Genomic DNA, 7,722 nt, shown 5'->3' on the forward strand with positions numbered 1-7,722 from the left:
AATCACTATGTTTCAAAAAATATTAATTGCTAATCGCGGAGAAATCGCAGTTCGTATTATGAAAACTTGTCAAAAACTTGGCATTCGCACTGTTGCTATTTATTCTGAGGCTGATGAAAACGCCCTTCATGTAAAAATGGCAAATGAAGCTTACTTAGTAGGTGGGCCGCGTGTCCAAGAAAGCTATTTAAACCTTGAAAAAATTATTGAAATAGCTAAGAAGACAAACGCTGAAGCAATCCATCCAGGATATGGATTATTATCAGAGAATCCGTCTTTTCCGGTTCGCTGTAGAGAAGAAGGGATGGTATTTATCGGTCCATCAGAAGAAATCATTACGAAGATGGGAAGTAAAATCGAATCTCGTATTGCAATGCAAGCTGCAGATGTTCCAGTAGTTCCAGGTATTACTACAAATATTGAAACTGCTGAAGAAGCAATTGAAATTGCAAAACAAATTGGTTATCCATTAATGCTGAAGGCATCCGCAGGCGGCGGAGGCATTGGAATGCAGTTGATGGAAACTGAGCAAACGCTCACCAAAGCATTTGAAAGTAATAAAACAAGAGCACAAAACTTCTTCGGTAACGGGGAAATGTATTTAGAGCGCTATATTGCAGATGCACATCATATTGAAATTCAGCTTTTAGCAGATACACATGGTAACACAGTGTATTTATGGGAGCGTGAATGTTCAGTACAGCGTCGAAATCAGAAAGTAATTGAAGAAGCCCCTTCACCATTTTTAGATGAAGGTACAAGAAAAGCGATGGGTGAAGTTGCTGTACAAGCTGCAAAAGCTCTAGGATATACAAATGCTGGTACAGTTGAGTTTCTAGTAGATGATCAGAAGAACTTCTATTTCTTAGAGATGAATACGAGATTACAAGTAGAGCATCCAGTTACAGAAGAAATTACTGGTTTAGATCTTGTAGAACAACAACTTCTAGTTGCATATGGTGAGAAATTATCGTTTACACAAGATGATGTAAAACGTAGTGGTCATGCCATTGAGGCACGTATTTATGCAGAAGATCCGAAAACTTTCTTCCCATCACCTGGGAAAATTACAGATTTAACGCTTCCAACAAATGTACGTATTGATCACTTTTTAGAGAATCAAGTAACGATTACACCTTTCTATGATCCAATGATTGCGAAAGTCATTGCTCATGGTGAAACGCGTGAAGAAGCAATTTCGAAATTACATGATGCTTTGGAAGAATTAAAAGTAGAAGGTATTAAAACGAACACGCCAATGCTACTTCAAGTTTTGGAAGATGATGTGTTCAAAAATGGTATTTATACAACGGGTTTTGTAACGAAACAACTTGTTAAAAAATAAGACTTAACAATATTAAGGGGGAAAAAATGATGACGAAAGTATATGCATCGATGGCAGGAAATGTATGGAAGATTGTTGTAGGAGTAGGAGATACAGTAGAGGAAGAGCAGGATGTCGTCATTTTGGAATCTATGAAAATGGAAATTCCAATCATTTCAGAAGAAGCTGGCACAGTTATGAAAATTAATGTGCAAGAAGGCGATTTTGTAAATGAAGGAGATGTATTACTAGAAATTGAATAGGGAGATATAGGGGGAAGCGAATTGAAACTACCTAATTTTGCTGTCATTAAAGAAGTCGGGCCACGCGATGGCTTACAAAATGAAAAAAAGATTGTTGGCACAAAAGATAAAGTAAAATGGATTCAACTACTTACAGAGGCGGGATTATCGTACGTTGAAGTTTCCTCATTCGTTCACCCTAAATGGGTCCCTGCATTAGCAGATGCAAATGATGTGTTTTCTGAGCTGAAAAGGGATCCAAATGTTACATATGCAGCGCTTGTTCCAAATCAAAATGGTTTGGAACGAGCTTTTTTGCAAAATGTAGATGAGGTGAATGTTTTTTTATCAGCAAGTGAATCTCATAATAAAAGTAATATTAATAAATCAATTAAAGAAGCATTAGTTGTCATTGAAGATATAACAAAGCAGGCAACGTTCGAAGGTAAAAAGGTAAGGGGCTATGTTTCTACTGTATTTGGTTGCCCTTATGAAGGGGACATAAGTGTCGAAGCAGTTGACGAATTATGTAATCAACTATTCTCATATGGCATTTATGAAATCTCTCTTGGTGACACGATTGGTGTAGCGAATCCGTTACAAGTAGAGCGAGTATTAGAACATTTATTAAAGAAATATGATGCTTCGCAGTTTGCAATGCACTTCCATAATACGTACGGAATGGCTCTGGCCAATGTAGTTAAGTCGTTAGAATATGGTATTACAACATTTGATAGTTCTTGTGGTGGTCTTGGGGGCTGTCCATATGCACCGGGAGCATCGGGCAATGTTGCAACTGATGACTTAGTTCATATGCTTCATAAGTTAGGAGTCCAAACGAATATTGATGAAGAGAAGTTATTGAGAGCGAGTCAATTTATTCAAAGTAAATTAAACATCCAATTACCAAGTCATGTGTATAGAGCGCTTCAACATAAAACGATAAGTAGGTGAGAAGATGCTACAATTACAAAACATTTCAGTTGATTATGTAACACCTCACGTAGTAAAGATTTCGTTATATCGTGAAAGACAAGCAAACTCATTATCTTTAGCGTTATTAGAAGAGTTACAAAACATATTAACTCAAATAAGCGAAGAGTCAAATACTCGTGTAGTTATTCTAACAGGTGCTGGTGAAAAAGCATTTTGTGCTGGTGCTGATTTAAAAGAACGCGCTGGTATGAATGAAGAACAAGTTCGCCATGCTGTTAGTATGATTCGCACTACTATGGAAATGGTTGAACAATTACCACAGCCAGTTATTGCTGCTATAAATGGAATCGCACTCGGTGGTGGCACGGAATTAAGTTTAGCTTGTGATTTTAGAATTGCTTCTGATACTGCAAGTCTTGGTCTTACTGAAACTACACTTGCAATTATACCAGGAGCAGGTGGTACGCAGCGTTTACCAAGATTAATTGGTGTTGGTAGAGCGAAAGAATTAATTTATACAGGCAGACGCATTTCAGCGCAAGAAGCAAAAGAATATGGTTTAGTAGAATTTGTTGTACCAGCTCATTTACTTGAAGAGAAAGCGGTTGAAATAGCAGAGAAAATTGCTAGTAATGGTCCTATTGCTGTTCGATTAGCAAAAGAAGCAATTTCAAACGGTATTCAAGTTGATTTACATACCGGATTACAAATGGAAAAACAAGCGTATGAAGGTGTAATCCATACGAAAGATAGATTAGAAGGATTACAAGCATTCAAGGAAAAACGCACACCAATGTATAAGGGGGAGTAAATATGTTAGACCAAAAACAACAATCGAATACATTTGAAGAACGAGTTGAAACGATTAAACAAGGCGGCGCACCAAAGTATCATGAACAAAACAAAGCAAAAGGAAAACTATTCGTTCGAGATCGCTTAGCTCTTTTATTTGATAATGGTGAATATGTAGAAGATGCATTATTTGCAAATTGTGAACAAACAGGATTACCTGCTGATGGTGTTATAACAGCAACGGGTAAAATACATGGTCGTACTGCATGCGTAATGGCAAATGATTCAACGGTAAAGGCTGGATCATGGGGCGCGCGTACAGTTGAAAAGATTTTACGTATTCAAGAAACGGCAGAAAAATTACGTGTTCCGTTATTTTATTTAGTTGACTCTGCTGGAGCGCGTATTACAGATCAAGTAGAAATGTTTCCAGGGCGCCGCGGTGCAGGAAGAATTTTCTACAATCAAGTGAAATTATCAGGTAAAGTTCCTCAAGTATGTTTATTATTTGGACCTTCAGCAGCTGGTGGCGCATATATTCCAGCCTTTTGTGACGTTGTAATGATGGTAGAAGGAAATGCATCTATGTATTTAGGGTCTCCTCGTATGGCTGAGATGGTTATCGGTGAAAAGGTAACTTTAGAAGAGATGGGCGGAGCTCGTATGCATTGCTCTGTATCAGGATGCGGAGATGTTTTATGTAAAACAGAAGAAGATGCGATTACACAAGCAAGACAATACATTTCATATTTTCCAAACAACTACTTAGAGAAGACTCCATTGGTTACACCTCAAGAACCGAAACAGTTCGAAAAAACGTTAGAACAAATCATTCCGGAAAATCAAAATGCTCCTTTCAATATGAAAGACCTTATTAACAGAATTATTGATGAAGGTTCTTTCTATGAAGTGAAAAAACTATTTGCTCAAGAACTAATTACAGGTTTAGCACGTATTGATGGTAAGCCAATTGGTATTATTGCAAATCAACCGCGTATGAAAGGCGGCGTATTATTCCACGATTCAGCTGATAAAGCAGCGAAATTTATTAATTTATGCGATGCATATCATATTCCATTATTATTCCTTGCAGATGTACCTGGATTTATGATTGGTACAAAAGTAGAGCGTGCTGGTATTATTCGCCACGGTGCAAAAATGATTTCTGCAATGAGTGAAGCAACTGTACCGAAAATTTCTATCGTTGTTCGTAAAGCATATGGTGCTGGTTTATATGCAATGGCAGGTCCAGCCTTCGAACCAGATTGCTGCCTAGCATTACCGACAGCTTCTATTGCAGTAATGGGTCCAGAAGCGGCAGTCAATGCTGTATATGCAAATAAGATTGCAGCTTTACCAGAAGAAGAGCGTGATAGCTTCATTGCTGAAAAACGCGAAGAGTATAAGAAAGATATTGATATTTACCATTTGGCATCAGAGATGGTCATTGATGGTATTGTTCACCCAAACAATTTAAGAGAAGAGTTAAAGGGACGATTCGAAATGTATATGAGTAAATATCAAGTATTTACGGATCGTAAACATCCTGTTTATCCAGTTTAAAAGCCCTATTTAGGGCTTTCTTGCTCAAAAAGTCAAGGAGGGGAAAACATTGAAACAAGCAGTTTGGTTTCCAACAGAAGAGTATAAAGAAAAAACACGTTTATATGGTTGGATGAAATCATTGGGCTATGAAGATTATGAAACGTTTTATAATAAATCTATTGAAGAAACAGCTTGGTTTTGGGGAGAAGCTGAGAAAGCGGTTGGCTATCAATGGATGAAACCTTATACGGAAGTGTTAGATTTAGAAAATGGTACGCCGTTTGCACAGTGGTATAATGGCGGAACCTGTAACGTTGTAGAATCAGTTTTATCACGCTGGTTGGCGGATGAAGAGACAAGAATACAGCCAGCACTTCAGTACGAAGGGGAAAATGGAGCTTCAAAATCATTTACATATGAAGAACTTGACGGCTGGGTAAGTCGCGTTGCAAACGGTTTGAAACATGCGGGTATTGAAAAAGGTGACCGTGTAACGATTTATATGCCGATGATTCCGGAAACAGTTGTTGCGATGCTAGCTGTTATGAAAATCGGAGCAATTATTTCACCAATATTCTCAGGATTTGCTTCTGATGCAGTCATGACACGTGTGCAAGCAGCAGGATCTAAAATGATCATTACTGCAGATGGTTTTTCACGCCGAGGTAAGATTGTTTCATTAAAAGATGAAGTAGATAAAGCTTGTGTGCATTGTCCAACTGTTGAAAAAGTTGTTATCGTTCGTCATGCAGGAAATGATTTTACACCGCATAATTATGATTTCTCATGGAGTGCACTGGAAAAAGAAAAACCATTTACACACGCTGAAGAAATGCATAGTGATGATCCATTAATGCTCATTTATACATCAGGTACAACTGGAAAGCCAAAAGGAACAGTACACACTCATGCTGGTTTTCCTTTAAAAGCAGCTTTTGATGCAGGGTTCGGAATGAATATAAAACAAGGTGACCGAGTATTATGGGTAACTGATATGGGATGGATGATGGGACCATTTTTACTATTCGGCTCTCTCATAAATGGAGCAACGATGGTTATGTACGAAGGTGTTCCAGACTTCCCAGAAGCAGATCGTTTATGGGAGACAGTTGATAAATATGAGATTACACATCTTGGTATATCACCAACATTAATTCGTGCGTTAATGGCAAAAGGTGATGAGTATGTAAATAAACATTCGCTTAAGAGTTTAGAAGTATTCGCATCAACAGGTGAGCCTTGGAATCCAGACCCTTGGATGTGGCTATTTGAAACGGTGGGAAAAAGTAATGTACCAATTTGTAACTATTCAGGCGGAACTGAAATTTCTGGTGGGATTTTCGGAAACGTCCTTATTAAACCAATTGCACCGATTAGCTTTAACGCGTCTTTACCAGGAATGGCAGCGGTTGTGCTCGATGATCAAGGTAATCCGATTCGTGATGAAGTTGGAGAATTATGTTTAGAGAAGCCTTGGGTTGGTATGACGAAAAGTTTCTGGGAAGACGATGAGCGTTATGTGAACACATATTGGTCACGATTTGAAAATAAATGGGTTCATGGGGACTGGGTTATTTATGATGGTGAGCAATATATTATTACAGGACGCTCAGATGATACGTTAAACATTGCTGGAAAACGTATTGGACCTGCTGAATATGAATCTATTCTTGTGAAACATAACGATGTAATCGAAGCCGCTGCAATTGGTGTACCAGATGATGTAAAAGGTGAAGTTTGTCATTGTTTTGTAGTATTAAGGGACAATGTAACATTCACAGGAGAGTTAAAGAAAGAATTAATGAGTTTAGTAAACTCTCATATCGGAAAAGCATTATGTCCAAAAGATATTCACGTTGTAGAAGATTTACCGAAAACACGTAATTCTAAAGTAATGCGCCGTGTTATTAAAGCAGCTTATTTAGGAAAAGAATTAGGTGATTTGTCGTCACTTGTGAATCCTGAAGTAGTACCGTTTATTCAGGGGTTACAGTCTAGTAAATTATAAAATTAAAAAGGAGCTCTATATAAATAGAGCTCCTTTTTATGTTTATAAAAAGAGAAGAAGAAAAATTCTACTATTAGTGTTAAGTTTGTTTATAGTTTTTATCAAAACACGATACTGTCGCATGTTTATTCATTGGAGTAATTAAATTTTGTTAAGGATGAAAATTTAGTGAAGCGAAGAGTATTGAATAAAAGGAGAAATCCCTGAGGGACAGGGATTCACTAAGGGAGATAATACATGTCGTACAATGTCGAAATTTGGCGTATTCGACAAATTAATATTATCACGAATTTTCAGGAGATTGCGATGGTGGATGTGTCAAAGATGTGTACAGATTTCCTATTAAAGTGACTTTCAATAGAAAAGGAGAAAAAATTAAGTTCACTCGATCTTAAGATTTTCCCCTTGAAATTTACTATTTGTTCGTTGTAGTATATACGTCTTAATGCGGTAAATCTTCAACATGTAAAGATTGAGTACTGTCCTTTTTGTTTGAAACTTGTGCCTGCTGAGATGCTTCTTGCATTTGCTCTTGGGCCTTACTAGGAGTATTCAACGCATCTGATGACACATGATCAAGTTGTTGACTTAATAGATCTTTTTTATCCATGTTATGTAGCTCCTTTTTGAACTTAGATATAAAACGAAGTGTTTTTAAATAGTTACGTCGGTATTATGTATCTTTGAATGGAATTATATACATAAAATATATTGAGAATATAACTAATTATAAAAATTACTTGTGATGACAAGTTTAAGAAATATAAAGATTATTAGTTCTTAATAAAAACGTTATTTGTGCGACACGTTTCCCTATAAGTGTATAAACACGAAATGGGAGGGTTATCAATTTGATGACAACAACGGATTGACCG

Annotated in this window: 7 protein-coding genes; 6 read left to right on the forward strand and 1 reads right to left on the reverse strand. The window is 37.1% G+C overall.

Annotation, left to right across the window (positions count from 1 at the left end; all coding sequences use genetic code 11):
* The first annotated feature begins 7 nt into the window (after positions 1-7).
* Genes KVT31_RS21440 through KVT31_RS21465 form a run of 6 tightly spaced genes read left to right on the forward strand, consistent with a single transcriptional unit; the run spans position 8 to position 6,847 of the window.
* Complete coding sequence (locus KVT31_RS21440) at positions 8-1,345, forward strand: acetyl-CoA carboxylase biotin carboxylase subunit (protein ID WP_088096405.1); 1,338 nt, start codon at positions 8-10, stop codon at positions 1,343-1,345.
* A gap of 26 nt (positions 1,346-1,371) precedes the next feature.
* Positions 1,372-1,587 carry an acetyl-CoA carboxylase biotin carboxyl carrier protein subunit gene (locus tag KVT31_RS21445; protein WP_001987345.1) on the forward strand — a complete coding sequence of 72 codons (216 nt, stop codon included), beginning with the start codon at positions 1,372-1,374 and terminating at the stop codon, positions 1,585-1,587.
* 21 nt (positions 1,588-1,608) lie between these two features.
* The gene (gene mvaB / locus KVT31_RS21450; protein WP_088096406.1) at positions 1,609-2,520 is read left to right on the forward strand and encodes a hydroxymethylglutaryl-CoA lyase; all 912 of its coding nucleotides are present in this window, start codon (positions 1,609-1,611) and stop codon (positions 2,518-2,520) included.
* A 4-nt stretch (positions 2,521-2,524) separates the two neighbouring features.
* Complete coding sequence (locus tag KVT31_RS21455) at positions 2,525-3,313, forward strand: enoyl-CoA hydratase (RefSeq protein WP_088096407.1); 789 nt, start codon at positions 2,525-2,527, stop codon at positions 3,311-3,313.
* Positions 3,314-3,315: 2 nt separating this feature from the next.
* Positions 3,316-4,857: an acyl-CoA carboxylase subunit beta gene (locus KVT31_RS21460; protein WP_088096408.1), complete on the forward strand. Its 1,542-nt coding sequence runs from the start codon at positions 3,316-3,318 to the stop codon at positions 4,855-4,857.
* A gap of 49 nt (positions 4,858-4,906) precedes the next feature.
* Positions 4,907-6,847: an AMP-binding protein gene (locus KVT31_RS21465; RefSeq protein WP_217613642.1), complete on the forward strand. Its 1,941-nt coding sequence runs from the start codon at positions 4,907-4,909 to the stop codon at positions 6,845-6,847.
* A gap of 442 nt (positions 6,848-7,289) precedes the next feature.
* Here KVT31_RS21465 and KVT31_RS21470 read toward each other — a convergent pair whose 3' ends face one another.
* On the reverse strand, positions 7,290-7,457 hold the full coding sequence (locus tag KVT31_RS21470) for a hypothetical protein (protein ID WP_170930138.1): 168 nt from the start codon (positions 7,455-7,457) through the stop codon (positions 7,290-7,292).
* Between the last annotated feature and the right edge of the window lie 265 nt (positions 7,458-7,722).

Origin of the sequence: Bacillus sp. GbtcB14 (genome assembly GCF_019091205.1) — a bacterium.
Lineage (GTDB): Bacteria > Bacillota > Bacilli > Bacillales > Bacillaceae_G > Bacillus_A > Bacillus_A cereus_AG.